We start from the raw sequence: 24,571 nt of genomic DNA, 5'->3' as shown, positions 1-24,571 counted from the left end.
AAGCCGTCGATAACGACAGCGCCCACGGGCGCCGGGCTGGCGAATGTCTCGTCTGCCCGCTCACGCAGGAGAGCGATCATGACCGATATCCAACACAACATTCCCCACGAAGTCGAAGGCAAGGTTGCACTGGTCACCGGCGCCGCCAGTGGCATCGGCAAGGCCATCGCATTGCTGCTGCACGCCCGCGGCGCCAAGGTGGTCGCGGAAGACATCAACCCCGCCGTCCATGAGCTGGCCCGTCCGGGGCTGGTGCCGCTGGAGGCCGACATCACCGAGGATGGTGCTGCCGAGCGCGCGGTCGGCCTGGCCGTCGAGCAGTTCGGCCGGTTGGACATCCTGGTCAACAATGCCGGGATCATCATCAACAAGCTGGTCATCGATATGACGCGCCAGGACTGGGAGCGCATCCAGGCGGTCAACGCCACCGCCGCCTTCCTGCATTCCCGCGAAGCGGTCAAGGCGATGATGCCCAACAAGTCGGGTGCCATCGTCAACATTGCATCCTACGCGTCCTATTTTGCCTTCCCGACCATTGCCGCCTACACCGCATCCAAGGGTGCCCTGGCGCAACTGACGCGCACCCTGGCGCTGGAAGTCATCGAGCATGGTATTCGTGTCAATGCTATCGGCGTTGGCGATGTGGTCACCAACATTCTCAATAACGTGGTCGAGGACGGCCCGGCGTTCCTTGCCCAGCACGGTGAAGCCGCGCCTATCGGCCGAGCCGCACAGCCGGAAGAAATTGCCGAGGTGGTTGCATTCCTGGCGTCGGACCGTGCCAGCTTTATCGTTGGTTCGGTTGTCATGGCGGATGGAGGCATGACGGTCACTGCTGGCTGAGTCAAGAAAAACGGCGCTTATCCCATGAAGGGTAAGCGCCGTTTTTTTTGCCTTCGGCCTTGAGTGTTCGTTCAGAGTTGCACTCGACGAAGTTTGCCACTTAACGGCACAACGCTTCCATCTGGCGTAGGCAGTGGCCGCCCGACCAGTCCCATGCCTTCGCTGACCAGTACCGCGTCCGGTAACAGGCACAGGTTGGAAGGTGTATCCAGGTCGCGGGCGAGCACCGTGACCTGGGCTGTTTGCAAGTCGCAGCTCAGCAGTCGCCCGCTGAACCGGGTAAAGCCACCATGCAGGGGTTCGCCGTTCCAGTCGGGGAGCAGCGGTTGCTGCAGGCGCTCGCAGAGTTCCAGCACCAGCAGCTGGCCGTTGGGGCGCAGCGCCAGCCCGGTGGGCAGTTGCAGGCCGCGAATCAGGACGTCGATTTTGGCGCTGGCGGGCCAGACCCGGATCACCTGGCCGGCCTTCTCGGCAAAGTCGATGCCCTTGCGGCTCGGTTCGCCGTGCAGTTCGCCGGAGAACAGACTGATCAGCACCGCGTCTGTCGCCGGTTCGTACACCAGGGTCACGGGAACGGCTTCCTGGCCTTGATCCAGTTCGGGCAGTTGGGCCAGCACGTGCTCCTCCTGGCCCATGGAGAACTCCACCAACTGATTGGTATCGGGCTTGACGGCCAGCCAGCTGCGACGGGTCGGGTGGTAGCACAGCGCGTTCAGATTACCGCGGCTATGGAAGACCGGCTCGGGTGGTGTGAATTGCAGGTCCAGCAGCTTGGAGCCGGCGACGTAATCGGTCTGGCTGACCAGGCAGCGTCCATCACCACAGGCGATGTCCGACACCCCCATGATTTCATCGCGCAACATGCGTGCCTGCATGTTCATGGCGCGAAAACCTTGCGCCAGGGTTTCGCGGGGCAGGTAGGCGCCGGGCCGCTGCGGATCCGGTCGCAGTCGACTGATACGGCCGCTGAAGGGTTGGTCGGGCAACCCCGAGCCTGCTTCGGTGAGCAGCAAGCTGCCGTCGGCCTGCCGGCAGAGGCCGCGAGGGTTCAGCAAGTCTTCGACGATGAAGATGCTGGGACGCAGGGCTTCGCTGGGATGCACGGGAATTTGAAAGGGAACGGACATAGGTTCTCTCCATGAACAAAAGGGGGACGCATTCATTGCGGCGGTTGCCAGGGCTCACCGGTGAGATAGGCCCGCAGCAACGCTCGTTGGCAGGGCGACATCGAGCGCACTACCGGCATGAACAGCGTGGTGCCTTTGTAGGCATCCGAGGTGCGGGCGAGGATGGGGTTCTTGGCGCCCATGATGGCGTCGGGTTGATTCAGCGGGATATAGCGCGACATGGCGGGGAACGCCAGGTAGTGAAAGCGCAGGACGTTGGGGTACATCAGCGGCCAGGTGATGGTGGTGCCCGAGGGAATGCCGAAGTCGGTCTGGGCGTACTTGCGAAAGTTGGTGAAGTAAGCACTGCTGTCGAGGCCATTGGCCGTGCAGGTCAGGGCGACGAAACCCGCCTGGGCGGCGCTGCCTGGTTTGACGGTGACGGGGAAGCTGACCGAAAGCTGGCCGGCGCTGACCGTCAGGGAATCAGGGTAGTCGAGGAAGTCCCAGTACTGCGGTTCTTTATACACGGGGGGATCAGCTGCCGGGATTGCCTGCAGGCCGATTTCGGTGGTGCTGGGGACCGCTCCGCCCAGGTACCTGACCTGGAGGGTGATCGACAGGCCGTTGGGGTAGTCCTCCAGATAGACGTTGCGCTGGTCGGCATAGATCCGATAGGTCGATTCGGTGGCTTGCAACGTGGTCCCGGCGACCGTGCCCGGCGCGTTGATCGCCAGGGCGCCGGTGCGCACCGCCTGCTGCTGGCTGGCGGTCAGGGGCAGGTCGACGATGCCGCCATACACGTAGTAGTCCACCAGAGGGCTACTGGTCGGGTCGAGGGTCGTCAGGGTGGTGGAGCCGGCGCTGATGGTCACGGTCCCGTAATTGGCGTTGGGTCCGATCGGGCTGGTGATGTCGTCCCTGACGGCCCGGAAGGTTTCCTTCGGGATGACGTTCACCATGTCGATGCTCAGGTAACCGCTGTTGCCCAGGTCGGCATAGCCGGCGTTGTCCGTGCACTGGTTGACCAGTTGCCGGCCCGGCTGGCAGTTCAGCGGCTCGTCGGCGAAGGCCGGCGCCAGTGTGCCGATGACCCGGCCGATGCTCGGGTTGGGCGTGTACTTGCCGGCGGCGTAGTCGGCGTCCAGTTGTTCGGTGGTCATCGTGGGGCACATTTCGAACATGACGAAACGCAGGACGATGCCTGTCGCCCCCGGTGCCTGAATAATCGAGCGCAGGCCGCTGCTGTTCTGGTTCCAACTGACAATGCTGCTCAAGGGGAAGGTCAGTTGAAACGTGCCGCTGGCGTGGAAAGAGCCCGGCGCGTCCATTTTTTTCGGCAGCAGCACACGTCCCGCCACGTCGAAACTGCTGCACACGGTGTTGCTGCGGATCAGCAATTGGATGTTGTCGTTGCCACCGATTTGCAGGCCGCCAACGAAGATTTGGGTGGTCGTCGAGGCGGTGGGGTCCAGGTCCACCATCATCGGGCCGGAAACAGGCCCCTGGCCGGTCACCGGGTCCACCGAGCCGAGCAAATAGACGGCCTGGCCTACCAGGTCGCCGGTGGTGCTGATGCTGCCAGGGATGCCCTGGGAACTGATCAAGGCGTTCTGCATGTCGACGACATGCTGTCCGTAATGATTCCAGCCCCCGGCGGTGTAGTAGTTGCCGGTGGGGGCATTGATCATGTTGTTCAACTGGTCGTCGGTGTAGGACTGGGCGCCTGGTGCCAAGGTCGAGGTGGTCAGGTCGAAGAGCGGCCAGTGATCGTTGCCATCGTAAGGAATGGTCGGAGAGTTGTTCGGCAGGCTGACGTCGGTGCGGATGCCGCCCCAGAAATTCAGCCGTGGTCCGTTCAGGATGCTCATGTTTTATTCCTCGTCCTTGATGGTTTTACCGACAGGCGCATTGGCGAATTTGAACAGGTAGGAATAGTCGGCCTTGTAGGGGCTTTTGACCGGTGTCGCCATGGAGTGGCAATTCATGCAACTGCTGTTGGGCTGGATGTAGCTTTCCATGGTCACGTTGGCCGAAAGGGCCGGTGTCGGCTGGCCCAGTGGGTTGCTGGGGTTGTCCGGCATCAGCGGGCGCTGGGTGGTGATGAGTTGGTAGTACTTCAAGACGCTGCGTTGCAGGCCCGGGTCGCTGCGGTAACGGGCGTTGACCTCGTTGGTGATCTCGGCGATCGGCGTGACGCGGTTCAACGGGTTCGGGGTCTGGAAGGTGGTACCGGGTTTTGGCACGCAGACCAGATGCGTGCCCTGAGTCTGCCAGTCACAGGGCGACTGGTTGAGGGTGGCTGCCGGAGCGCTGGGGTTGAAGTAGGAATACGCCGTGCCGGATGTTGGCTGGTCAACCCATACGCCGTTCACCTGCACTTTGGGTGGAACGTTGTCGATCTGCTCGAAGGTCGACCAGATCCACTGCGGATAGCCGTTCACCTTGGTGATGACGTGCAGCCCCACCAGGCCCAGGTAGGCCTCGGTGACACCGCTGCGCTGGCCCTGGTCGTCGAACGTGGCCACGCGTGCAAGCATGGTCAGGTAGCGGCTGGCATTGTCGTTGGGGGTGAGAATGCGCCAGCTCGATTTGACCTCGATGACCCCGTAGGGAAAGTTGATGTTGTTGGCTTTGGAAACCACATCGGCGTTATAGAACCGGTTGGCGACGATGTAGTTATAGGAGGTCTCGTTGGCCGAGATATCGTAGTAGGTCGGGTTGCCGGCCTGGTCGATCAGCCAGCCGCCGACGGCCTGGTCGACGGCATTGACCTGGGAGCTGTTCTTCAAGGCGGCGATGTTGATGATGCCCAGGCTCTTGGCAAGCTGCGGGGTGTTCCAAGGGCCTGGATCGGCCCCGCGTGGCAGGAAGGTTTCCTCCACGGTCTTGTAGGTCTGCCAGACGGTGTAGCCAGGATCCCCCGGTTGTTTGCTGCAGTCGGGATCACCTCGCTGCCCCGCCTGGGCGGGCCAGTTCACGGCGATGAACAGTTGCCAGCTGTATTGGTCGAACAGGTCCTGGCTGGCGTTGGCCGCTGGCGCTGTGCTGGGCGGCTGGCAATTCAGGTTCGTGGCCTGCGCCCGTGGCATGGCGTGTTCCCGGGATTGCTCCAGGGCCAGGGCCGGGAGGCTGGTCAAACCCAGCAGGACCAAGGTGAAACGCAGTGAAGTGTTCATGGCGATCCTCCGTCATTGCTCAGGGTTTACGCTGCATGAGCTTGTTCCACTGCGCCTTCTGGCCGTTGCTCTGTGAGGCCGGTGGCTCGAACAGTTGGCAGGGCGGTGGATTCGCCGGGCACATCGCGGCCACCTGCGCCCAGGTCTGGGCCGGGTCCGGTTTGGCGATGCGGAAGTTGGTGTAGTTCTGGCTGACGATGGGGGCATTGGCGACGCTGGTGTCACCGGAGAAGAAGAAGGATTGCGGCTGCCGGTAGGGCGGTTGCCCCGTCATTTTCTTGTAGAAGGCATAGCCGAACAGGATCGGCCCCTGGGGCGATTGAAGGTCCAGCGCGTAGGCCTGCACGCTGGCGTCGAGGTTCTGGCTGCGTTCGGCGCTGTAGGGCAGGTGCTGGATGAAGTCTTGCCGCGGCGGATGATTCATCGGCGAGAACATGCAGCAGGCCGGCATGTCCTTGGGGCGATCCTGCGGGTAGGTCAGGAAGTAGGCCTTGTTGCCCAGGGACACGAAGGAGCAGGTGTAGTTATTGTTCTTGATCGGGAAGATCGGCAGGCAGTACTTCTCATAGTGTTCCATCATCGCGCCGAAGCCATCGCCATCGGCCGGGATGTAGGTGGTGTCGTAGTAGCTGGTCCCTCGGGAGACGGTGTAGTCCGCCGGGGTGAGAGTGGAGGGCGGATTGCTGTAGGGCGGCGGGTTTTTTTCGTAGTTGTGCATCACCCGGTACATGGTCCAGTCGCTGATCCAGAACGCCGGAAAAAACGGATCGGAAGGGTCGCCCGGGGCACGCTTGGCGATACAGTTGCCGTTCTGTTCGTTGCAGCCCTCGGTGTTATGCACGCCCATGGTGAAGTAGACGGCACCGCTGTCCTGGGCGAAGAGGGCAGGGCTGAACAGCAGGATCAACAACAGCAGCCGGTTCAAGATACTGGTTTTCATGACTCATTCCTTTGAAAAAGTATCGAGTGACACTGTGGAGACTGTGGGAGCAAAGCTTGCTCGCGATGAACGATCACGCGGTCATTCGCAGGACCGAGATGCCTTATCGCGAGCAGGCCTTGCTCCTACACGGTCAGAGGTTGTCGTAATCGCTCATCTTCAGTGGCATGGGCGGATAGCCGCGCTTGACCAGCTTCTTGGCCCACAGCTCCAGCACCGCGCGCCGGCTTTGCGACATGTCACGGGTGATGGGCATCGAGAGCGTGCTTTCTTCCTGGTACTCCTTGCTGATCAGCACAATCAACTGGTCGATGGCGCCTTCGACGCGCGCCTGGGAGTTGAGCGGCATGAACTTGTTCATGATGGGGTACAGGTAATAGAACGTTTGCAGGATGCGTGGGTAGAGGAAACCCTCCCACAGTTGCGTTGCGGCGTCCTGGTCCTTGTAGATGGCGTTCCAGGTGTTGATGAAGTCCTGTTGCAGCTGGATGTCCACGGGCAGGACGCGTATCGGCGCGAGGAAGTCGATGTAGGCCTGGGGTAGTGGAAAGCTGAATGGGATGAGCGGATCGCTGTCACCTTCCTTGACGAAAAAACGCAAGGTCGGGAAGCCCGGAGCAACTGCCCTGAAGCTCACCTGGGCGATGCCGTTGTCGTCGGTGGTGGTCGTTACATAGGAGTAATCCACCTGGGTGGCCTGGTAGTCGTTCAGTGTCCCGGTGACGTAGACGCCAGCGTCGAATGCCAGGCAAGGGCGCAAGTTGACCGCAATCGGTTTGCCTTCGCCGTTCAGGAAATCCTGATACCCCACCGGTGTGCTAGCCGGCCGATGCACATTCTGCAGGGCGGTAAGCCGCCGGCCGCTGCCAGTGGCCAGGTAGTTCGATACGGGGGGCGCATGATTGAACTGCGGCAGATTGGCATGGTTCAAGTTGAGGTCTGTCGGATCGTTGTAGAACAGCGTGAAGTTGGCCGCATTACTGAACGCCAGGTAGTAGTCGCTGGTGGTCACCATGTAGGGGTTGCCATATTCCGCTACCCACAACGTGGTGTTGCGGGCCGGCACACCATTGTTCTGCACCATGATGTTCAGTGTCTTGTGGTCGCCCACGTCGATGAAACTGCCGCTTTCTATGACCTCGGCGGTCCAGGTCTGCTGGGTGGCGGCGATTTTCGGTGCATCCTCGGCCGGAGGCTGCACTTGCAGCGCCAGGGGGCCGGACTGCAACGTTGCCTTGTCGGCGTCGGTCAGGGTGAAGTCCAGCAGACCGGAGCGTTTGTCGAAGGCGGCCTGGTTGTATTGGTCGAAACCGAAGCTGACCACCGGGTTGAACTGTTGATTCTGCAGAACCCCCAGTTTGTAGTCGCCGGCCTGGAATTTTTCAGCGGTCAGGATATCGGCCTTGGGGACCACCGGATAGAACGGGAAAGTGTTAGCCAGATCCAGCGACAGGGTGTTGTCGGTAATCTGTGCCGACACCACGCCCAGTGTGGTGCTTTGGGGATCCTTGCCTGGTTGAGAAACCGCTACAGGCTGCGCGGGCACCAGGCGCAGGCCGGCGGGGGCGGTGGGATATTCGTCAGTGAGCCACAGGCCCAGGGTCGCGGCGGTGCGGCTGTAGGCGGGGTTGAAGAAAATACTGGAAACGTTGTCCAGGCCCTTCTGATACATCGCTTGCACACGATCCATATCCGTGGGGGCGTTGGAATGGGTGTTGACGTACGGGAAGTCGTTGAAAACACCGTTCCTGTCGTAGCAGGTCAGGTAGGTGGAGAACCGGAACATCAAGCCCTGTACACCTTGCTGCGTCATCTGCTGTTGAAGGTTACTCAACAGCGCCGAATCGCCGATGACCCATTCCAGGTTCTCCTTGGGAAAGCAGGTCTGCCAGGTGGTGGTGACATACACCAGGCCACCGAAGGCACCCCAGTTGAAATTCAGGAAGCGATCCATCATCCGATATTGGCGATTGAGGGTCAGGCCACATGTGGTATCCCCCAGTATCAGCTTGTCGAAATACAACGCGGTGAAGGCGTTCTGCCACGGGCTGACATCCACGAAGCGCGCGGCCGTCGGAGTGTTGCTGCCAAAGGGATTGCCGAGCAGTTGGTAGTCCCTGCCGACCAGCGCATCCTGGGTGATGTAGGTGTTGGCCTGCAGCTCGCCACCAATAATCGTTGAGCGAGTGCCTTTGTAGCTCACCGTGCCGCAGGCATTGTCGCCAAACAGATCCCATTCGGCGGGCATGTAGGGGTAGGCTTTCGGGTTGGCATTGGTCGGCACCTGCAGCACATAGGTTGGCAGAGCGTCCATTGCCAAGGGGTTGATGACCCAGGGCATCAACTGGGTGGGGGCGTTGTTGGGCGTGATGTCGAAGTGGCTCATGAACGGCCAGTTGATGTCCATGTTGACTGCGTCATACAGCGGGAACACATCATTGTTGTTGGCCGTGGGTGGATTCCAGAACATATGGCCATTGAGGTAGATGCGGGGGAAATTCAATACGCTCATGTCATGCTCCTTAGCGTTGCCACTGGGCGCGTTTCAGCGACCAGACAAAGTCCAGTTTTTTGTAGCCGTCGAAATCTGAGGCTGGCAGCGGGGCTGTCGGATAGACAATGCCGCCCCCATGGTTCAGGGCGAAATTGAAGTATCCGTCGTCGTTCGAGTAGGCAGCGGTGCTGTGGCAGGCCAGGCAGGACGAGGTGTTCTGGAACGCCGATTCCAACTGCGAATTGGCCAGTACCTGGGTGATGGGCTGGAACTCGACCCCGATCAGGTCGTACTTCGACAGGGTCGGGTTATTGGCCTGGAAGCTGGCGTTGACCGGCTTGGCGGCCGCTGTCGGCCCGGTGGTGTTGGTCATCGGTGCAGGCGTTGGCCCATTGGTCACGGTGTACTTGCTGTTGTTGATATTCTCGAAGGTGGTCCAGACCCAACTGCTGTTCAGCTTGTTGACGACATGCAGGCCACTGAGTGCCGCATAGCCGACCTGGTACTTTCCGTCCTGCTGGTAATACGCCTGGGCGACGTAGTAGCCGTCGTTAACCAGGGTTTGCCGGTAGGTTGTGTCCGAGCCGATCCACAGCCACGCGGCTTTCAACTCCCAGGCGGTGGGTGGGAAGTTCAGGTCGTTGGCCAGGGCGGCCTGGCCGTTCACGTTGTAGACCTGCTTCTGCACGATGTAATCGAACGTGTCCTTGCCCATCAGCAACTGAAAACGCACCGGGTTGCCCTGTTGGGCATCGGGCACGGCACCGCCCATTTGCAGGATCAGGCCATCGACCTGTTGGGTGGCATTGATGTTATGGAAGGATCGGGACAGGTCCATGCCTTGTGCCTTGGCTTGCGTCACCACCGCGGCCGGGAGCGGCGCGGAGCTGTCATAGGCGCCCGGTGGTGCGCCGTTGGGCAGGTAGACCTGATCCGAGGGCTTCATCATCTCCCACACAAGATTGCTGCTTTGCGCGGTGCTGGGTTGGTTCAAACAGACGAACCAGTTCCAGGCCATGGTCTCGGGACTCTGGGCAAACGCGGTCCGAGTCTGGTTGATGTCTGCTCCAAACTGCAGGAAGTTGCTGCAATCGAAGTTGTTGGGGTCCTGTGCCTGGGCCAATCCGGCCAGGGCACTTAGAACAGTGATGGAAATGGTTCGCCGCATGGAAGCTCCTTGGCATTCGCCGTATCGGCATGAGGGTGCCCCCGGAAGTGTTCCAGGAGCAGTTGCTTCACCGCCGTGGCCGCAAGGTGCTGCGGTAACGACAGATCACAATTGGTGATGAGCAGCGGACCGGTCTTCTCGCTCGTGGGCAGCCGTCCGTGGCTGCCGCGGACCAGGCGGGTGTCCAGCGGAATCAGGTCCATGTAGTAGCGAAAGCCGAGCTTTTTCTGAAGCAGGCGGCGCGCCACTTTCAGTTTCGGGAAGCGAATGGCCGGGTCGATGAACAGCTCGAGCGGGTCGTAGCCCGGCTTGCGATGGATGTCCACGGTGCGGGCAAAGTCGGGGGCCTTGCGATCGTCGAACCAGTAGTAGTAATCGAACCAGCAGCCGGCGGCGGCCACGGCCACCAGCTCGCCGCTGCGGGGGTGATCCAGTTGCCAGGCGCGTTGTTCGGTTTTATCGAGCACCTGCTCGATGCCGGCCTGGCGTTGCAACAGCGCCTTGACGCGTGGGATGTCGCGCGCATGCTTCACGTAGATGTGCGCGACCTGATGATCGGCCACGGCAAACGCTGCACTGGCACCGGGATCGAGCAACTCCCAGGTCAGCGATTGGCGTACCTGCAACAAGCCCTCGGCACGTAACAAGCGGTTGATGGAAACGGATTGGGTGACGGCTTCGATCCCGTATTCGGACAGCAGCATCACCGCCGCGCCTTGCGCTTGGGCAAAGGCCAGCAGACGTCCCACTTCGCTGTCGATGGCCCGTACCTCATCGGCAATCGACGGGTGATCGGGCCCCAGGCGTTGCAGGCTGTAATCGAGATGGGGCAGGTAGATCAATTGCAGGTCGGGTCGGTCGAGCTGGAATTCGGCGATGGCACAATCGACGATCCAGCGGCTCGAGGCGATGCCGGCCGCCGGCCCCCAGAAGCCCGGAAAGGGAAATTCGCCGATCTGCTGCTCGATACGCTCATGCAACGAGGCGGGCGTCGAGTACAGGCCGAACACCTTGCGCCCATCGGCCGGGTAATGCGGCCGTGGGGTAATGGCGGCGTCCACGTCCGCGTACATGTTGTACCACCAGAATAACTGGCTGCAGCGAAACCCGGGGTGCTGGCGCTTGAGTGCCTGCCAGACCTTTTCCCCTTGGATCAGTGCGTTGGGTTGCAGCCAGAAACGCACTTCGGCCTGGTCGCGAAAATACCAGCCGTTGCCGACGATGCCGTGGTCCGACGGTGCCAGCCCCGTGAGGATCGAGGCCTGCACGGTGGAGGTGACCGCCGGGAACACCGGTTGCAACGTGGCCATCTTGGCCGTTTTCAACAGGGCATTGATGCACGGCGTCGCGGCACCCAGCAGCGCGGGGGTCAGGCCGACCACGTTGATCAGCAGCAGCGGCTGACGCGCAGGATCAGAGGGCATCGGCGCAGGCCTCCAGTGCTTGGGGTTGCAGCAACTGGCGCTGCCGTAACTGCTCCTCGACCCAATGCAGCTCCGCCGCGATGCCCTGGAGCTGGGCGTGCTCGGTGGTGGGCCGCAACTGGCTGGGCAGGACGCCCCAGCTGTAGGTTTCCACTTCCAGTACGGGGCGAAAATCCCCATGGTCGGCCAGAAAGTCGAAGGTCTGCGCCAGGGCGACCTGGCTGCCGCTGAGTTCGGGCAACAGCAGGTGTTCGCTGAACAGCGGAATGTGGAAGTGAATCCTCAGTTCGGGATGGGAGGGGCCATTGCGCTCACAATCATCCAGGGCCGCGGGGAGGTCGGCCCAGGCTGATAATCGCTCCTGCCCATCGCGGACTTTCACTTGATGCAGGTAGGTGGGTTCGGCAAATCCGCCCAAGGTCGTGAGCACCTGTTTGCGCCGATGCGCGTCCTCAGGTAGCCGGCAAATCAGCGCATTGGATAACTGGATCTTGCCGATGGGTACCTGGGCCTGACGCAATCGGTCCAGTGACTGATAGCAGTCTTCGAACATCACGGCCTGGTGGCAAACGTCAAAACACAGCGCCAGGTGTTCATGGTGCTGGTCGATGGCTTGCCAGTGGCGGAAGAAGGCGATGGCCTGGTCGGTGTTTTCCAGCACGCAATCGGGCTCCATCTCCAGGCAGATGACGATCTTCTTGCCCGTCTCCCGCAGCAGTTGGGCCAGCGCGGCGGTGAGTTCGCGCAGTTGGTGCTCGGCACGTTGCTGTAGCGTCGGACTCCAGTGGGCGGCATAGCCCAGCGGCACGCTGGAGATCACCCCCTGGGAACAGTCGACTGGCAGGGCCTGGGCGAGAATCCGCGCCAGATCCAGGCTGTACGCCAGCCGCTGCGGGTCGGCCCAACTGGGCAGGTAGACCTCGGCTTTCACCGCGCCGTGGTGGAATTGGCCGTAGGGGAAGCCGTTGAGCGAAGTCAGGCGTAGACCACTGCGTTGCAGCAGGGCGAGGAAGTCCTTGCGGGCCGATGCCTGTTGGAGTTCGGCGGCGGCAACGGCGCTGATCCACAGGCCGCTGTCCTGGGTGTCCAGCCCGCGCAGTGTCCGTACGCTCTGGAAATGCCGCTCGATGGATGCGCGCAACCCGCCCAGGTCACGGGTCGGGTGCACGTTACTGCAATAGCCGATCTGCGTGGCTGTCCAACCCGTGCGGGCACTCATTTGACCACCGGCTCCTGGCCCCGCAAGGCCGAGTTGTCCTGCCACTGCCGCCGCTGATCGATGGGCAGGGGCGTGCCGACCAGGGCTTTGTCCAGCTGGCCGCTCTGGGCAAAGAAGTCCACCGGGTTGTGGAACAGCACCTGTTCGACCTGGGTTTCACTGAAGCCGGCGGCCAGCATCGCCTGGCCGGTCTTGGGCACCTTGAGCGGGTCGCTGATACCCCAGTCGGCGGCACTGTTGACGACCATTTTTTCCGTGCCGTACTGCTGCAGCAGGGCGACCATGCGCTGTTCCGACATCTTGGTGTTGGGGTAGATGGAATGGCCGCGCCAGCAGTCGCTGTCCAGCACCAGGGGCAGGGTCAGTTCGTTGAGGTGGTCAATGATCACCAGGTGTTCGGCGATGCCGACCTCGCGAATGACGGCGAGCGTGCGTTTGGTGCCACCGATCTTGTCGCGGTGCGGGGTATGCACCAGCACCGGCAGATTGAATTGCTTGGCCAGCTCCAATTGGGCGGCGAGAAAGCGATCTTCTTCCGGGGTGATGTCGTCGTAGCCGATTTCACCCACCGCCACCACCCCGTCTTTCACCAGGTAGCGCGGCAGAATCTCCAGCACCTCGTTGGCCACCGACAGGTCATTGGCTTCCTTGGGGTTCAGGCCGATGGTGCAGAAGTGATGAATGCCAAACATACTGGCGCGAAAACGCTCCCAGCCCAGCAACGTGTCAAAGTAGTCGATGAAGCTGCCGACGCTGGTCCTGGCCTGGCCCTGCCAGAAGGCCGGCTCGATCACCCCGGTGATGCCGGCGGCTGCCATGTTCTGGTAGTCGTCAGTGGTGCGGCTGACCATGTGAATATGCGGGTCGAAGTACTTGAGCATGGTGAATCCTCGTCAAAAAAACAGGGGGACGGTTGGGCATCAGTTCGGCGAAGCGCCGCCCATGTGCTCGATCCATGGCGACGGCAAGCGTTGTTGCTGGCCCAGGCCGGCCAGGCGCTGACGTTGCGCCGGACTCAGCAGGTCGAAGGCAATCACTTGGGGCAGGCCGGCGGACACCGTTCGTTCGGCGGCGAGTTGTTCGTCCAACAGGTCGAGGGCCAATTGATTGAGGGTGACGCTCTGGCGTTTCGCCAAGCCGATCAGGCGTCGTACATCGAGGCCCATGCCCAGTGCTTTCAGCACCAGTTGGTTGAAGGCTCGTTCGTCGTAGTGGCGGGACGGGTAGGCGGTGTCCAGGGCGAGGGCGGCGAACACCTGGCTGTTGCTGGTGCGTCCGGCCTGGCGTGCAAGTTCCACGCACTGCCCGCGGCTATCGAGCCAGTCGAGGGCCTTCAGGATGGCGATCTTTTCCTGATCATCGCCCCACAGGAACAACTGGTGTAGCAGGGGGACTTGCCCGGCGAGGGACTGCAGTTCCAGTACCTGGGCCAGCAGCAACGCCCGCGCCAATTGGACGTTGCTCCAGCCGTCAGTGCCAGGCTGGGCACGTTCCTTGAAGTGGCGCTTGCATTGGCTGCCCAGCAGCGCTGCCGTGTTGGCGTCCGGGCGTTGGGCAAGCTGCGTCTGTGCCTGCTGCCACCATTGTCGTTCGGTTTCATCGAGTGACTGGATGAAATTCCGGCGTTGTTCGTTCAGGCAGTCGTGGCGCATGTCGAGGGGCGCCGAGGTCGGTGCAGTAACGTCCGTGTTCATGTTGGTTTGATCCAGCGCTGGAAATGAGGAAGCAGGAAAAACACCAGGACACACAGCAGGCTGCCCAATGGCTGGTCAGCCACGGCCAGCACCAGGGCATCGAACAATGGCAGGGCTGCCAGGCCGGCGCCGATAAAGGCCCGGACCTGCCGTTGCCGGGGGTTGGCCAGGTTGCGCCAGTAGTGCCAGCCCAACCAGCCAAGCCATAACAGCAACACCGGCCAAAACCAGGCGTTGCCTGCGTAAATCGCCAAGGCCAGCGGGCTCAGCATCAGCAGCAGGGGGAGGCGGCTGATCAGTTGGTTACGGTGTTCCTGGCGAGCCAGGTAGGTCAGGCCGCTGATGTAGACACCGAGCAAAATCGCGCAGAGCCAGATCGGCTCTGGTGGCATCGCCAGACTGGCCGCCGCGGTGAGGTAGAGCGCCGAGCGGCACGCTCCCATCAGCCAGACGCTGTTGGCGTACTTCTTGTGCAGCAGGTTGTAACCGAGAATGCAGCCTACCAATAGGGTGGCGCTGCCCAACAGCCAGTGCGGTTGCTCGATCAGCCGACTCAGGCCCAGCAGCGAGGCCGCCGCCAGCACCAGCAACAACGCAGTGGCCAGTCGCACTTGCTGGCGGCTGACCAGGCCCAGGGTAATAGGGCGGGGATTATCGTGTTGTTGGTCCCAGTCGGCGTCCAACAGGTCGTTCAGCAGCATGCCGGCCAGGTACAGCAGTGACAGTGCCGCCAGCAGCAGGATCCACACCAGGGACGACGGCGGCGCCAGGGCTCCGGCGCTGCTGGCCAGCAGGGCGGCGGCGAGCGTGTTGGTCCACACCGTGGGCAGGTTGGACACCCGGCCGAGGGTCATCCAGGTCTTGAGGTTCAACGATGCCTGGCTCATTGCGCACAGCTCTCGTTCAGGGTGAGCACGAGATCGACCTGGGTGGACAGCCGCTGCAATGCCTGCTCCATTCGCGCGGTATCGATTTCATGCAAATCCACCGACTCGCCGATCCTGCTGAGCATGGGGATGGAGAGTTGCCCGCCCAAATGCTGGCGGAACTCCTCCAGGCCCAGCAAAACCTGGGAGCGCCCCAGTGCATCTTTCAAGGCCAGTTCCGGCGGATTCAGGCAGAAGCCGAGTTTGAGCAGCAGGTGCAGCACCCGTTCGGTGTCGACATCGCTCAACAACCCCAGGGCATTGGCATAGAGTCCATCCAGGGCCATGCCCACCGCGACGGCTTCACCGTGGCGCAGTCGGTGGTGACTGAGATTTTCCAATTTGTGGGCGGCCCAGTGCCCGTAGTCCAACGGCCGTCCGTTACCGCGTTCGAAGGGGTCTCCGGCACCGGTGATGTGCGCCAGGTGTAATTCGGCGCAGCGGCGGATCGCATAGCGGCTGGCCGTGTGGTCGAAGTGGGCGAGGGCGTCGGCCTGTTGCTCCATCCACTGGAAAAACGCCTGGTCCTTGATCAGCGCCACCTTGACCGCCTCGGCCAGTCCGGCGATCTGGTCGCGCCGGGTCAGGCTGGTCAGCAATTGAAAGTCGTTGATGACCGCGGTGGCGGGGTAGAAAGCCCCCAGCAGGTTCTTCTGGCCAAAGGCGTTGATGCCGTTTTTCACGCCGATACCGGCGTCGTTCTGGGCGAGTACGGTGCTTGGGATGCGAATCAGGCGGATGCCGCGGTGGAAGGTGGCGCAGGCATAGCCCACCGCATCGAGCACCGCGCCGCCGCCGAGGGCCAACACGTAGCAATGCCGGTCCAGCCCATGTTGCAGCATGTCGCTGTACAACTGTTGCAACACCTGTGAATCCTTGCTCGCTTCGCCAGCCGGGACCGCGATGGGTGGCGCCTGCAAATGCAAGTCGGGAAAATGGTTGGCGAAGTAGGCATTGATCTGTTCCAGCAGTTGCGGGGCGCTTTGCAGCAACTGCTCATCGGCGAAGATCAACACCGTTACCGGCCCCCTGTGCCCGGCCATGAGCTGGCGGTGCAGGCAGGGATTGAGCGGATCGAACAAATGGTCGGTGAACACCACCGGGTAGTCGTAGCTGACCTTGAAGCGCCCGTGCAAAGGTTGCCCGGCGTCGTGCCGGCGAATGCTTTTGAACAGGCTGTATCCAACGATGAAGACTCCGGGTAATACCATGCTGGCGAGCAGGGTCACCAACAGCGCGTTCTGTTCGACGAGAAAGCTGCCAATGGCGCTGTAGGCCAATGCGAGGCCGGCATTGGCCAGGGTGGTAACCAGGATGAACGCACGCAGCGGATAGCGTTGCATGCCGGCGGCGACGACCGAGGTTTCCGCCAGTACCGGGACGCCGCGCAGGCAGATCAGCGACAGCGTGCCCAACCGGTACGCCAGTTGCCCTGGCTGGCGCTGATGCAGGCCGATGCGGCCGGACAACAGACGCAAATAGCCGGCTCCCAGTGCATAGCCCAGCCCGGCCCCCAGGCACAACCCGATGAAAATCGCCAGGTAACCCCCCAGGCTGCCGAGCATGGCCACGGCCAGCAGCGCGACCATGCTCGATGGCACCGGCAGCACCACGTCCAGTGCCAGCAGGGCGATCAGCAGCAACGCCAGGTAGAGCTTCTGCGAAGGCGTGGAGGGCAAGTACAGGTTGAGATGGGTCAGGAAGTCCTGGATCTGTTGCTCGAACAACAAGAAGCTGGCGATCACCAGGCCAGAAAAGCACACCAATGACAGCCAGAAATATCCGGCTGGTCCTTTTTGCGAGCGCAAACGATACCCACGGCTGTGCTTCATCAAGCATCCCTCTTGTTGTTATGACTGATTCCGTGTCAGTAATTGAAAGCAACGCCAACTATGTGTTTTAGGCCAATAGACGCTCTCGCCCGAGGGGCTGTCGTTGGTGGTTGATGATGTGGTTGGAGACAGATTTGAATCTAGACGGCCAGGGTGTTTTTGCAAGGCCATTTGATGGCAATCTGATTGGCCGCGATTTCCCGCTTCAGGGCTTTGAATACCCGCGCAACTGCGCCGGGCTGACGCCAAGGCGTTGCTTGAACAGCGTGGTCATGTGGGCCTGGGAATTGAAGCCGCAGATGTGAGCGATCTCAGCCAGTCGGGCGCTTGAATCACGCATCAGCGCCCGGGCCTTGGCCAGGCGTCGGTCGATCAGGTAACTGTGTGGGCTTTTGCCGGTCGCCTGTTTGAATGCCCGCATGAAATACCCCTCGGACAAGCCAAGCAGCGCCGCCATTTCCTTTATCCCCAGCGGACCGTCGAGGCCGGTGTCGATGAACTCGTCGAGCAAGCGCATCCGGCCCCCCGTGATGGAGCCGTTGGGGTGGGCCGAAAATGCCTTATGGTCCTTCACTCGCTCAGCCAAACCGAGCGCCCAGGCCTCCCAGTCGTTTTCGGCGGTGGCGCGCAGTAACGCGCTGCGCATCTTCAGCGCGAGAGTGGTGGCCAATGGATCAATACGATTGTTGAACGCATGTTCCCCCGACAACGCCATGCCGTCGGTGCGCACCACCCGCAGGTATTCACCGCCCCTGGGGGATTCGGAGAACACGTCGCATTCGGCGGGGACGAATGCCAGGCCGTTGGGTATCGCCTCGAAGGGCTGCACTCGGTCGCTGCCGATGGCGTGCAGGCCGCGCTGGCTGTCGAAGGCAAAGCCGATCGCCGACTGAGTCGCGACATAGCGGGTGGCGTAGGCGCAGCCGGGCAGCAATTCGATCGCCCAGGGCCCAGCCTCGATACGACGGACCGGTTCGGGCGGGGGCGGTTGTTGGCGGTTTCGACGGTTCATGAGTCGCATAGTAGTGAAGAGCGGGCCTGAAAGTCAGGTCAGTTTTCTGAAAGCCCGCCGCAGTCGGGCCGATTAGGCTGAGTAAAAACCTGGAGGCCAATCATGCACACACTGACCCGCGACGCGATCGAACAAGCTGCCCGCCATCTCTACCAAGTCATGCCTGCCACTGCCCAGTATGCCTGGCCCTTGCTGGCTGAGCGGTTGGGTTGCACGGTGTGGGTCAAGCACGAGAATCACACGCCGATCGGGGCCTTCAAGGTGCGCGGCGGCGTGACCTTCGTGCATTGGCTCAAGCGCGAGCACCCCGAGGCGAAAGGCATCGTCACGGCAACCCGCGGCAACCATGGCCAGAGTCTGGCGTTGGCGGCTACTGCATTGGGTTTGAAAGCGTTGATCGTCGTGCCGCAAGGTAACTCGGTGGAAAAGAACAATGCCATGCGCGGTTTTGGCGGCGAGGTGGTCGAGTATGGCCGCGATTTCGACGAGGCCCGTGAAGAAGCTGTGCGCCTGGCCCAAGCACATGGCCTCTACCTGGTGCCGCCGTTCCATCCCGAGTTGGTCAAGGGCGTGGCGACTTATGGGCTGGAGCTGTTCAATGCCGTGCCGGACCTGGACACCGTCTACGTGCCGATAGGCTGTGGCTCGGGGATTTGCGGGGTCATCGCCGCCCGCGATGCCTTGGGCTTGAAAACCCAGGTGGTGGGCGTGGTCTCCACCGAGGCCACGGCGGCGAAGTTATCGTTCGAGTCTGGAACGCTCTGTGAAACCGCTTCGGCGAATACCTTTGCCGACGGCCTGGCTGTGCGTAGGCCCATCCCCGAGGCCTTTGCCATCTACGGGGCCGCAGCGGCGCGAATCGTATCGGTCAGCGACGCTGAAATTGCCGAGGCCATGCGGGTGTATTACACCGACACCCACAACCTTGCTGAGGGTGCCGGCGCCGCAGCCTTGGCAGCGCTGATGCAGGAACGTGAAACGATGCGAGGGAAAAGGGTGGCGGTGATTCTGTCCGGTGGGAATATCGACCGCTCGGTGTATGCGAAGTTGATTGACTGAACCAGGGTTTGCCACCGTGGCGCTAGATACCAGGGGCGAGTTTAGATCGATTATTTCTTACGGTTATTTATATAGCTGTGGAAGGCATATCCATGACCGGAGAATCGAAGCTGTCGTGGGTGAAGCATCTGCAATGGAAGCGAATGAAGTGCAATAGCGGACAACTATGCGCGCGTCGCTCCGGTAAGCCTGCTTGAACGTTCATTCCTGCTGTTCGATCGCCATCTTGTCGGGCCCGGGCCAATCCTTAGAATCCGCCCCATCAGCTTCGTCCGACTCTCGAACCTACAGGGAACCACACCATGATGAACGCCATGCAGATGCAAATGCCGATGAACGCCAACATGCCGATGATGCCAATGATGGGCATGCCGATGATGATGGCGACCATGACCTGCGAAATGATGGATGACGGCATGCTGTGCAAAATGATGCCCGCTGCCGGCATGGACATGGCCATGTTCAAGAACAGCGCCGACATGATGCAGATGATGATGAACTGCGGCATGCCGATGATGATGCACTGCGGCAACATGAGCATGATGTGCATGTCCCAGGCGAGCATGGCCATGCCGATGGCGAGCATGATGATGCCAATGCCGATGATGGGCATGCCGATGCCGTCGATGAAGTGCGTGATGGAATGCACGGTGATGGCTGACTGCATGATGTGCAAAGTCATGCCAATGGCCGGCATGAACATGGACATGATGAAGAACTGCTGCGCCTTGATGATGAAGATGATGAACGACTGCAGCATGCCAATGATGATGAGCTGCAACGGCATGCCGATGATGTGCTGCACCTGCTGATTCGTCGCGACTGGCACTATCCATTGTGGCGAAGGCAAATCCCCTCGCCACAATGCGGTGTATTCAGTCCAGGCGTTCCGGGTAGGTCACCACTAGATACGCCACCGCCTCACTGTCCGCCGGGTTGCGATAGCGGTGAGGCTGGTCAGCGTAGAACAGAATCGAATCACCCGTGGAGAGCAGGTAGCGCTCGTCGTTGACGCTGATCTCCAGCACACCTTGGGACACCACCAGGTTTTCCTGGACGCCAGGCCCGTGGCCTTCGGACTGGTCTTCGCCCAAAGGGCTCAGGCGCAGCTCGTAGAATTCCGACTGGCGTGCCACATCGAACGGGAACAGGGCGCGGCTGACGAACGCGCCATTGGCGCTGACCAGGCGTTTGCTCTGGCTGGCCGACAACACCGCCACCCCTTCGAAAGTCCGGTGTTCCAGGAACGCGGCGACCGACACCTTCAGGCCCTTGGCGATTTTGCACAGCACCTTGATCGACGGGACGCTGCGTCCGGATTCGATCTGCGCCAGCATGGCCCGGCTTACCCCGCACTGGCGGGCGAGGGCGTCGAGGGACAGGTGGCGCTTGCCGCGCAGGCGTTGCAGGTTCTGCGCGACCCGTTCGCAGATCGGATCTTCATCCAGGGCTTCGAGATTGTTCAGGTCCACTTCGGGCTCGTCGGTACTCGCCAGAAAGCGCGAGGGCTCCTGGGCGCTCACGCGTGGTACGTCCTGGTCGATTGGGACGCCTGGACCCAATGGAACGCCTGGTAACCGGCATTACGCGCGTACATTTCCCACATGGTCCGGGCCAGTTGCTGGGCCTGCTTGCGTTTGCGCATTTGGACGAAGTCGATAACGTTGTCAGTCGGTTTCATAAGGCACTTCACTGTCGTGACCAATGGGACGGGATGAGCTGAGAGTACGTGGTTCTGTTTATAACCATAAATACTGATTGTTTATTTATTAATGCCTTTGTGTTCTTAGTGCCGCGTCTGATCAAATCACATGGGCGCGATGCAGTTCCGTCAGGGCCAGCGCCTTGAGTCGGGCCAGCAACGGGTCGCGCCGGTCGCGTGGGTGGTCCAGTTGCACCGCCAGCTCTTGGCGAATGCTGCTGGGGCGGTTATCCATCACCAATACCCGGTCGCTCAGATACAGCGCCTCATCGACATCGTGCGTCACCAGCAACAGGGCGATGGCGTACCGTTCGGCCAGTTGCAGCAACAGGTCCTGCAGTTTCATGCGGGTGAAGGCGTCCACCGCACTGAAGGGCTCGTCCAGCAACAGCACCCGCGGTCGCGAATACAAGCCGCGTGCAATCGCCACCCGTTGCGCCATGCCGCCGGACAACGCCTTGGGCAAGGCGTCGGCAAAACCGCTGAGGCCCACTTCCTCGATCAACTGCGCGACCCAGGCCTTGTCGTAATCGTCGTCATCACTGAAGCCGATGTTCTGTTGCACCGTCAGCCAGGGCATCAGCCGCGGTTCCTGGAACACAAAGGCCAGTTGCTCGGTGTGGCTGAGCAGTTGCCCTTCAAAGTCCTTCTCCAGGCCGGCGACGATGCGCAGCAAAGTGCTTTTGCCGCAGCCACTGGGGCCCAGCAGGCTCACGGTTTCGCGGGGTTGCAGTTGCAGGTGGATGTGATTGAGCACAGTGGTGGTGGCGAAGGTCTTGCGCTCGACGTGGATCTCCAGCAGGGCTTGGCTCATGGCTCACTCCTCGGTGCCGTTAAAGGTGTCGCGCCAGGCCAGGAAGCGTTTTTCCAGACCGGCCAGCATGCCGTCGCTGAGCTTGCCCAGCAGGGCGAGCACGATGATTGCCGCCAGCACGATGTCCGGGCGCGAGGTTTCGCGGCCATCGCTGAGCAGATAGCCCAGGCCTTTGGTCGCGGCGATCAGTTCGGCGGCCACCAGGAACATCCAGGCCAGGCTCATGCCGCTGCGCAACCCGGTGAACAGGCCCGGCAGGGCGGCCGGCAGGAGAATCCGGCGCACCAGACGGCGGCGGTTGAAACCATACATATGGCCGACCTCCACCAGCTTGCGGTCGATGTTGCGAATGGCTGCCACGCCATTGAGGTAAACGGGGAAGAACGCACCGATGGCGATCAGCACCACTTTCGAGGTTTCGTCGATGCCCAGCCACAGCAGGAGCAACGGCACCCAGGCCAGGCTGGGGATCGAGCGCAGGCCGGCGAAGGTCGGTTCCAGATAGGCTTCGGCTTCGCGGCTCAAGCCAACCCAGGCGGCGAAGACCAAGGCCAGGCCGGCGCCGATGGCAAAGCCCAGCAGCACTCGCAACAGGCTGGCGCTGATGTGTTTCCACAGCGCACCTTCGGCCAGGTCGCCGAGGGTCAGGGCGATCTCGCTGGGGGCCGGCATCTGGTAGGCGGGCAACCAACCGATGCGCACGATGATCTCCAGGAGCACGATGATCAGCACCGGCAGGGCCAATCCCTTGAGGCGCAGCCGCCAGCGGTCGGAGTTGAACAGGGGCGTTTTGCCCGCTGCGGGCAGGGCCAGGCGCGGGCTGGAGAGGTCTTTGCTGTTGCTGCTCATGGCGGTTCTCCGGCAACGCCGAATCCGCGCCAGGCGCGGATCGGTTGTCACTTGGGCAAGGGGTTATTGACGGGCCACGGCCTGCTGGCGGCCGGTGTCGAGCAGTTGATCGATCACCTGGTCCACATTCACCCCGCGACGGACCAGCTCCTCGGAAACCAGGATCGGTGCGGCAGCCTTGGAGGCCAGCACATCCTTGGCACTCAATTGCGGGCTGCCCAGGTCGGTGCGTGACAGTTGCAGCCGGGCAACTTCCAATGGCAGTCCGGATGCGTCGGCCAACAATTTGGCCAACTCTTGCGGATGCTCCAGCGACCACGCCCGGGCCTGTTCGTAGGCGGCGAGCACGGTGTCGATGGTCTGCGGATGCTCCTGGGCATATTTCTCCGTGACGCTGACCACGCCGTAACTGTTGAAGGCGGGGTTGCGATACAGCAGGCGCGACCCGGCCTGTACTTCGCTGGCGGCCATGTGCGGGTCGAGGCCGGCCCAGGCGTCGACGTCGCCTTTTTCCAGGGCGGCGCGACCGTCCGGGTGTTGCAGGTGCACCAACTCCACATCGTCTTTTTTCAGCCCTGCCTGTTGCAGGCTGCGCAGGGTGAACAGATAAGGGTCGGTGCCCTTGGTGGCGGCGATCTTCTTGCCCTTGAGGTCGGCGATGGTCTTGATCGGTGAATCCTTGCGCACCACCAAGGCCGTCCATTCGGCGCGGCTGTAGACATACACCGATTTGATCGGACTGCCGTTGGCCCGGCTCAGCACGGCGGCAAGGCTGGCGGACGAAGCGAAGTCGACGCCGCCGCTGTTGAGGTATTCCAGGGAGCGGTTACTGCCCTGGCTCAGCACCCAGCTGACCTTGGTCTGGGGCAGGGCCTTTTCCAGATAACCGAAGTGCTTGAGCACCAGGCTGACCGGCGAGTAATAGGCGTAATCCAGATGCACTTCGGCCGGCGGGCTTTCTGCGGCCAGGGTCATGGACGGCAGGCCCAGCGCCAGGACGCAGGCGCTGATCAGGTATCTGGCGCGGGCCAGGGAGAAGCGGACGTCGGGTTTCATGGAACAGCTCCAGACAAGGCGGCGAGAAGGCAATGTTCTTATTTCCGAAAGATCGGACCGCGAGAGGAAATCCCGCTTGAAAGGAATATTGCAGGCTCTGTGCCACAGCCCGGGAAAGGGCGGTTTACGGGCGTTGCCATGGAGTAACGGTTTCAGGGAAATGTTGCCCAGCCAACAGTCTGTTGCCGCGCTGTTGCGCCATCAACATCGGCTGCCTGTGATCATGAGCTTATGCAATAAAAGAATTTAGAATGTGAATTACAAGGACGTTATGTTCTATGAAACTCACTCAGGAAAGTCTTCATGAAGGTCTCCCGATCCCTGCGCCGTCTGCTCCTCAGCACATTGTTCGCCGCACCTTTGGTCCAGGCCGCCGAGCCGTTGGTACTGCACATTGGCGACCAGAACTATTACAACGTACGGGCTTCGGTGGAGGCCTCGGGCGTGCTTGAAGGCGCTGCCTACCGTGTCGACTGGAAACATTTCCAGGCCGCCGCGCCCCTGGCCGAGGCGCTGAATACCGGCGACCTGGACCTGGGTTTTCTTGGCGATTCAGGTTTTCTGTTTTTGGCGGCCAAGCAGGCGCCGGTGAAGTTGATCGGCGTTTCGCGGCAGAACCCGGACACTATCGCGTTACTGGTGCCCAAGGACTCGCCGGTCAAGACCATCGCCGACCTCAAGGGCAAGAAAGTCGCCTATTGGCCCGGTGCCTGGAGCCAGCAACTGACCTTGCGCGCCCTGGAGCAGGCCGGCCTGCCGGAGAATCATGTCGAATTCATCAAGCTGATGCCGATCGACGCGGCTGCGGCCTTGCCCCAGGGCAGCATCGATGCCTTTCCGGTGTGGGAACCCTATATCTCGCAACAGATCCTGTTTTCCGGCGCCCGGCCAATCCTGACGGCGAAAAACCTCATGCCCGGCCTCAGCGCTATTGCCGCTTCGACGTCGGCCATCGACAGTAAGCGCGAAGCCATCGCCGATTTCCTCGGGCGCGTGAAGCAAGCCCGTGCCTGGGTCGACAACCATACCGATGCATACGCCGACCTGTGGGCAAAAAAAGCCAATCTCGACCAGAACGTCTCACGCCATTGGTTGCGCCAGGCCCACATGAGCGTCGGCCCGGTAGACCAACAGGCGGCCGCCGACCTGCAAAGCACGGCGGACTTCCTGTTCAAGGTCAAGGCGCTGCCGGCTCCGCTGGCTACCGCCGGGATTATCGACACGTCCTTCAGCCAGGCCTTGAGCGAATAAATC

22 protein-coding genes are annotated in these 24,571 nt (G+C 61.5%); 4 read left to right on the top strand and 18 right to left on the bottom strand.

Translation table 11 applies throughout. The features are described from left to right. Nucleotides 1–78 precede the first annotated feature (78 nt). On the top strand, nt 79–843 hold the full coding sequence (locus PSH86_RS17735; protein ID WP_305483892.1) for an SDR family NAD(P)-dependent oxidoreductase: 765 nt from the start codon (nt 79–81) through the stop codon (nt 841–843). Between the two features lie 71 nt (nt 844–914). On the opposite strand, the gene PSH86_RS17730 is transcribed toward PSH86_RS17735, so the two are convergent. The 13 genes from PSH86_RS17730 to PSH86_RS17670 all read right to left on the bottom strand — a co-directional run bounded on the left by PSH86_RS17730 (nt 915) and on the right by PSH86_RS17670 (nt 17,846). Continuing rightward, complete coding sequence (locus PSH86_RS17730) at nt 915–1,970, bottom strand: hypothetical protein (RefSeq protein ID WP_305483890.1); 1,056 nt, start codon at nt 1,968–1,970, stop codon at nt 915–917. 32 nt (nt 1,971–2,002) lie between these two features. Beyond that, nucleotides 2,003–3,820, bottom strand: coding sequence for a hypothetical protein (locus tag PSH86_RS17725; protein ID WP_305483887.1), 1,818 nt, complete (start codon nt 3,818–3,820; stop codon nt 2,003–2,005). Between the two features lie 3 nt (nt 3,821–3,823). Then, nucleotides 3,824–5,128 carry a hypothetical protein gene (locus PSH86_RS17720; RefSeq protein WP_232200992.1) on the bottom strand — a complete coding sequence of 435 codons (1,305 nt, stop codon included), beginning with the start codon at nt 5,126–5,128 and terminating at the stop codon, nt 3,824–3,826. Nucleotides 5,129–5,147: 19 nt separating this feature from the next. Continuing rightward, nucleotides 5,148–6,068 carry a hypothetical protein gene (locus PSH86_RS17715; protein ID WP_163858311.1) on the bottom strand — a complete coding sequence of 307 codons (921 nt, stop codon included), beginning with the start codon at nt 6,066–6,068 and terminating at the stop codon, nt 5,148–5,150. 133 nt (nt 6,069–6,201) lie between these two features. Further along, on the bottom strand, nt 6,202–8,580 hold the full coding sequence (locus tag PSH86_RS17710; RefSeq protein WP_163858312.1) for a hypothetical protein: 2,379 nt from the start codon (nt 8,578–8,580) through the stop codon (nt 6,202–6,204). Nucleotides 8,581–8,590: 10 nt separating this feature from the next. Next, complete coding sequence (locus tag PSH86_RS17705) at nt 8,591–9,730, bottom strand: hypothetical protein (protein WP_305483881.1); 1,140 nt, start codon at nt 9,728–9,730, stop codon at nt 8,591–8,593. After that, the gene (locus PSH86_RS17700) at nt 9,700–11,154 is read right to left on the bottom strand and encodes an alkaline phosphatase family protein (protein WP_305483879.1); all 1,455 of its coding nucleotides are present in this window, start codon (nt 11,152–11,154) and stop codon (nt 9,700–9,702) included. Before PSH86_RS17700 ends, PSH86_RS17705 begins: the two co-directional genes overlap by 31 nt. Continuing rightward, complete coding sequence (gene eboE, locus PSH86_RS17695; RefSeq protein WP_305483876.1) at nt 11,144–12,373, bottom strand: metabolite traffic protein EboE; 1,230 nt, start codon at nt 12,371–12,373, stop codon at nt 11,144–11,146. The genes PSH86_RS17700 and eboE overlap by 11 nt, the downstream gene beginning before the upstream one ends. Further along, entirely contained in the window at nt 12,370–13,254 is an 885-nt protein-coding gene (locus PSH86_RS17690) for a TatD family hydrolase (protein ID WP_109753112.1), read from the bottom strand. The genes eboE and PSH86_RS17690 overlap by 4 nt, the downstream gene beginning before the upstream one ends. A gap of 39 nt (nt 13,255–13,293) precedes the next feature. Continuing rightward, nucleotides 13,294–14,067, bottom strand: a complete 774-nt coding sequence (locus PSH86_RS17685; RefSeq protein ID WP_305483870.1) for an EboA domain-containing protein — start codon at nt 14,065–14,067, stop codon at nt 13,294–13,296. Continuing rightward, the gene (locus tag PSH86_RS17680; RefSeq protein ID WP_116832625.1) at nt 14,064–14,954 is read right to left on the bottom strand and encodes a UbiA family prenyltransferase; all 891 of its coding nucleotides are present in this window, start codon (nt 14,952–14,954) and stop codon (nt 14,064–14,066) included. The genes PSH86_RS17685 and PSH86_RS17680 overlap by 4 nt, the downstream gene beginning before the upstream one ends. Beyond that, on the bottom strand, nt 14,951–16,825 hold the full coding sequence (locus PSH86_RS17675; RefSeq protein ID WP_305483867.1) for a 3-dehydroquinate synthase: 1,875 nt from the start codon (nt 16,823–16,825) through the stop codon (nt 14,951–14,953). Before PSH86_RS17675 ends, PSH86_RS17680 begins: the two co-directional genes overlap by 4 nt. A 205-nt stretch (nt 16,826–17,030) precedes the next feature. Next, complete coding sequence (locus PSH86_RS17670; RefSeq protein ID WP_305483865.1) at nt 17,031–17,846, bottom strand: helix-turn-helix transcriptional regulator; 816 nt, start codon at nt 17,844–17,846, stop codon at nt 17,031–17,033. A 93-nt stretch (nt 17,847–17,939) separates the two neighbouring features. On the opposite strand from PSH86_RS17670, the gene PSH86_RS17665 reads away from it, so the two are divergent. Together PSH86_RS17665 and PSH86_RS17660 are read left to right on the top strand one after the other, a co-directional pair. Beyond that, on the top strand, nt 17,940–18,896 hold the full coding sequence (locus tag PSH86_RS17665; RefSeq protein WP_109753107.1) for a threonine dehydratase: 957 nt from the start codon (nt 17,940–17,942) through the stop codon (nt 18,894–18,896). Nucleotides 18,897–19,198: 302 nt separating this feature from the next. Continuing rightward, nucleotides 19,199–19,708, top strand: a complete 510-nt coding sequence (locus PSH86_RS17660; protein WP_167659325.1) for a hypothetical protein — start codon at nt 19,199–19,201, stop codon at nt 19,706–19,708. Between the two features lie 63 nt (nt 19,709–19,771). On the opposite strand, the gene PSH86_RS17655 is transcribed toward PSH86_RS17660, so the two are convergent. The 5 genes from PSH86_RS17655 to PSH86_RS17635 all read right to left on the bottom strand — a co-directional run bounded on the left by PSH86_RS17655 (nt 19,772) and on the right by PSH86_RS17635 (nt 23,317). Then, nucleotides 19,772–20,362, bottom strand: coding sequence for a helix-turn-helix domain-containing protein (locus tag PSH86_RS17655; RefSeq protein ID WP_305490373.1), 591 nt, complete (start codon nt 20,360–20,362; stop codon nt 19,772–19,774). Between the two features lie 53 nt (nt 20,363–20,415). After that, on the bottom strand, nt 20,416–20,577 hold the full coding sequence (locus PSH86_RS17650; protein WP_162893838.1) for a hypothetical protein: 162 nt from the start codon (nt 20,575–20,577) through the stop codon (nt 20,416–20,418). A 121-nt stretch (nt 20,578–20,698) separates the two neighbouring features. Then, nucleotides 20,699–21,412, bottom strand: a complete 714-nt coding sequence (locus tag PSH86_RS17645) for an ABC transporter ATP-binding protein (protein ID WP_109753105.1) — start codon at nt 21,410–21,412, stop codon at nt 20,699–20,701. A 3-nt stretch (nt 21,413–21,415) separates the two neighbouring features. Next, a complete protein-coding gene (locus PSH86_RS17640; RefSeq protein ID WP_109753104.1) occupies nt 21,416–22,261 on the bottom strand; it encodes an ABC transporter permease in 846 nt (281 codons plus the stop codon). Between the two features lie 63 nt (nt 22,262–22,324). Continuing rightward, nucleotides 22,325–23,317, bottom strand: a complete 993-nt coding sequence (locus PSH86_RS17635; protein ID WP_109753103.1) for an aliphatic sulfonate ABC transporter substrate-binding protein — start codon at nt 23,315–23,317, stop codon at nt 22,325–22,327. 303 nt (nt 23,318–23,620) lie between these two features. Here PSH86_RS17635 and PSH86_RS17630 point away from each other — a divergent pair, with 303 nt between their 5' ends. Continuing rightward, nucleotides 23,621–24,568 carry an ABC transporter substrate-binding protein gene (locus tag PSH86_RS17630; protein WP_305483854.1) on the top strand — a complete coding sequence of 316 codons (948 nt, stop codon included), beginning with the start codon at nt 23,621–23,623 and terminating at the stop codon, nt 24,566–24,568. Nucleotides 24,569–24,571 lie beyond the last annotated feature (3 nt).

The organism is Pseudomonas sp. FP2300, assembly GCF_030687595.1.
GTDB classification, from domain to species: Bacteria; Pseudomonadota; Gammaproteobacteria; order Pseudomonadales; family Pseudomonadaceae; genus Aquipseudomonas; species Aquipseudomonas bijieensis.
The sequence above is the reverse complement of the archived record's forward strand: the minus strand, read 5'-3'. Positions and strand labels throughout refer to the sequence as shown.

Coding starts and splice junctions, on each gene's coding strand:
- PSH86_RS17720 (WP_232200992.1), bottom strand. CDS start 5,128: ATGAACACTTCACTGCGTTTCACCTTGGTCCTGCTGGGTTTGACCAGC.
- PSH86_RS17725 (WP_305483887.1), bottom strand. CDS start 3,820: ATGAGCATCCTGAACGGACCACGGCTGAATTTCTGGGGCGGCATCCGC.
- PSH86_RS17635 (WP_109753103.1), bottom strand. CDS start 23,317: ATGAAACCCGACGTCCGCTTCTCCCTGGCCCGCGCCAGATACCTGATC.
- PSH86_RS17715 (WP_163858311.1), bottom strand. CDS start 6,068: ATGAAAACCAGTATCTTGAACCGGCTGCTGTTGTTGATCCTGCTGTTC.
- PSH86_RS17660 (WP_167659325.1), top strand. CDS start 19,199: ATGATGAACGCCATGCAGATGCAAATGCCGATGAACGCCAACATGCCG.
- PSH86_RS17710 (WP_163858312.1), bottom strand. CDS start 8,580: ATGAGCGTATTGAATTTCCCCCGCATCTACCTCAATGGCCATATGTTC.
- PSH86_RS17685 (WP_305483870.1), bottom strand. CDS start 14,067: ATGAACACGGACGTTACTGCACCGACCTCGGCGCCCCTCGACATGCGC.
- PSH86_RS17680 (WP_116832625.1), bottom strand. CDS start 14,954: ATGAGCCAGGCATCGTTGAACCTCAAGACCTGGATGACCCTCGGCCGG.
- PSH86_RS17670 (WP_305483865.1), bottom strand. CDS start 17,846: ATGCGACTCATGAACCGTCGAAACCGCCAACAACCGCCCCCGCCCGAA.
- PSH86_RS17665 (WP_109753107.1), top strand. CDS start 17,940: ATGCACACACTGACCCGCGACGCGATCGAACAAGCTGCCCGCCATCTC.
- PSH86_RS17730 (WP_305483890.1), bottom strand. CDS start 1,970: ATGTCCGTTCCCTTTCAAATTCCCGTGCATCCCAGCGAAGCCCTGCGT.
- PSH86_RS17735 (WP_305483892.1), top strand. CDS start 79: ATGACCGATATCCAACACAACATTCCCCACGAAGTCGAAGGCAAGGTT.
- PSH86_RS17645 (WP_109753105.1), bottom strand. CDS start 21,412: ATGAGCCAAGCCCTGCTGGAGATCCACGTCGAGCGCAAGACCTTCGCC.
- PSH86_RS17705 (WP_305483881.1), bottom strand. CDS start 9,730: ATGCGGCGAACCATTTCCATCACTGTTCTAAGTGCCCTGGCCGGATTG.
- eboE (WP_305483876.1), bottom strand. CDS start 12,373: ATGAGTGCCCGCACGGGTTGGACAGCCACGCAGATCGGCTATTGCAGT.
- PSH86_RS17675 (WP_305483867.1), bottom strand. CDS start 16,825: ATGAAGCACAGCCGTGGGTATCGTTTGCGCTCGCAAAAAGGACCAGCC.
- PSH86_RS17700 (WP_305483879.1), bottom strand. CDS start 11,154: ATGCCCTCTGATCCTGCGCGTCAGCCGCTGCTGCTGATCAACGTGGTC.
- PSH86_RS17640 (WP_109753104.1), bottom strand. CDS start 22,261: ATGAGCAGCAACAGCAAAGACCTCTCCAGCCCGCGCCTGGCCCTGCCC.
- PSH86_RS17630 (WP_305483854.1), top strand. CDS start 23,621: ATGAAGGTCTCCCGATCCCTGCGCCGTCTGCTCCTCAGCACATTGTTC.
- PSH86_RS17650 (WP_162893838.1), bottom strand. CDS start 20,577: ATGAAACCGACTGACAACGTTATCGACTTCGTCCAAATGCGCAAACGC.
- PSH86_RS17690 (WP_109753112.1), bottom strand. CDS start 13,254: ATGCTCAAGTACTTCGACCCGCATATTCACATGGTCAGCCGCACCACT.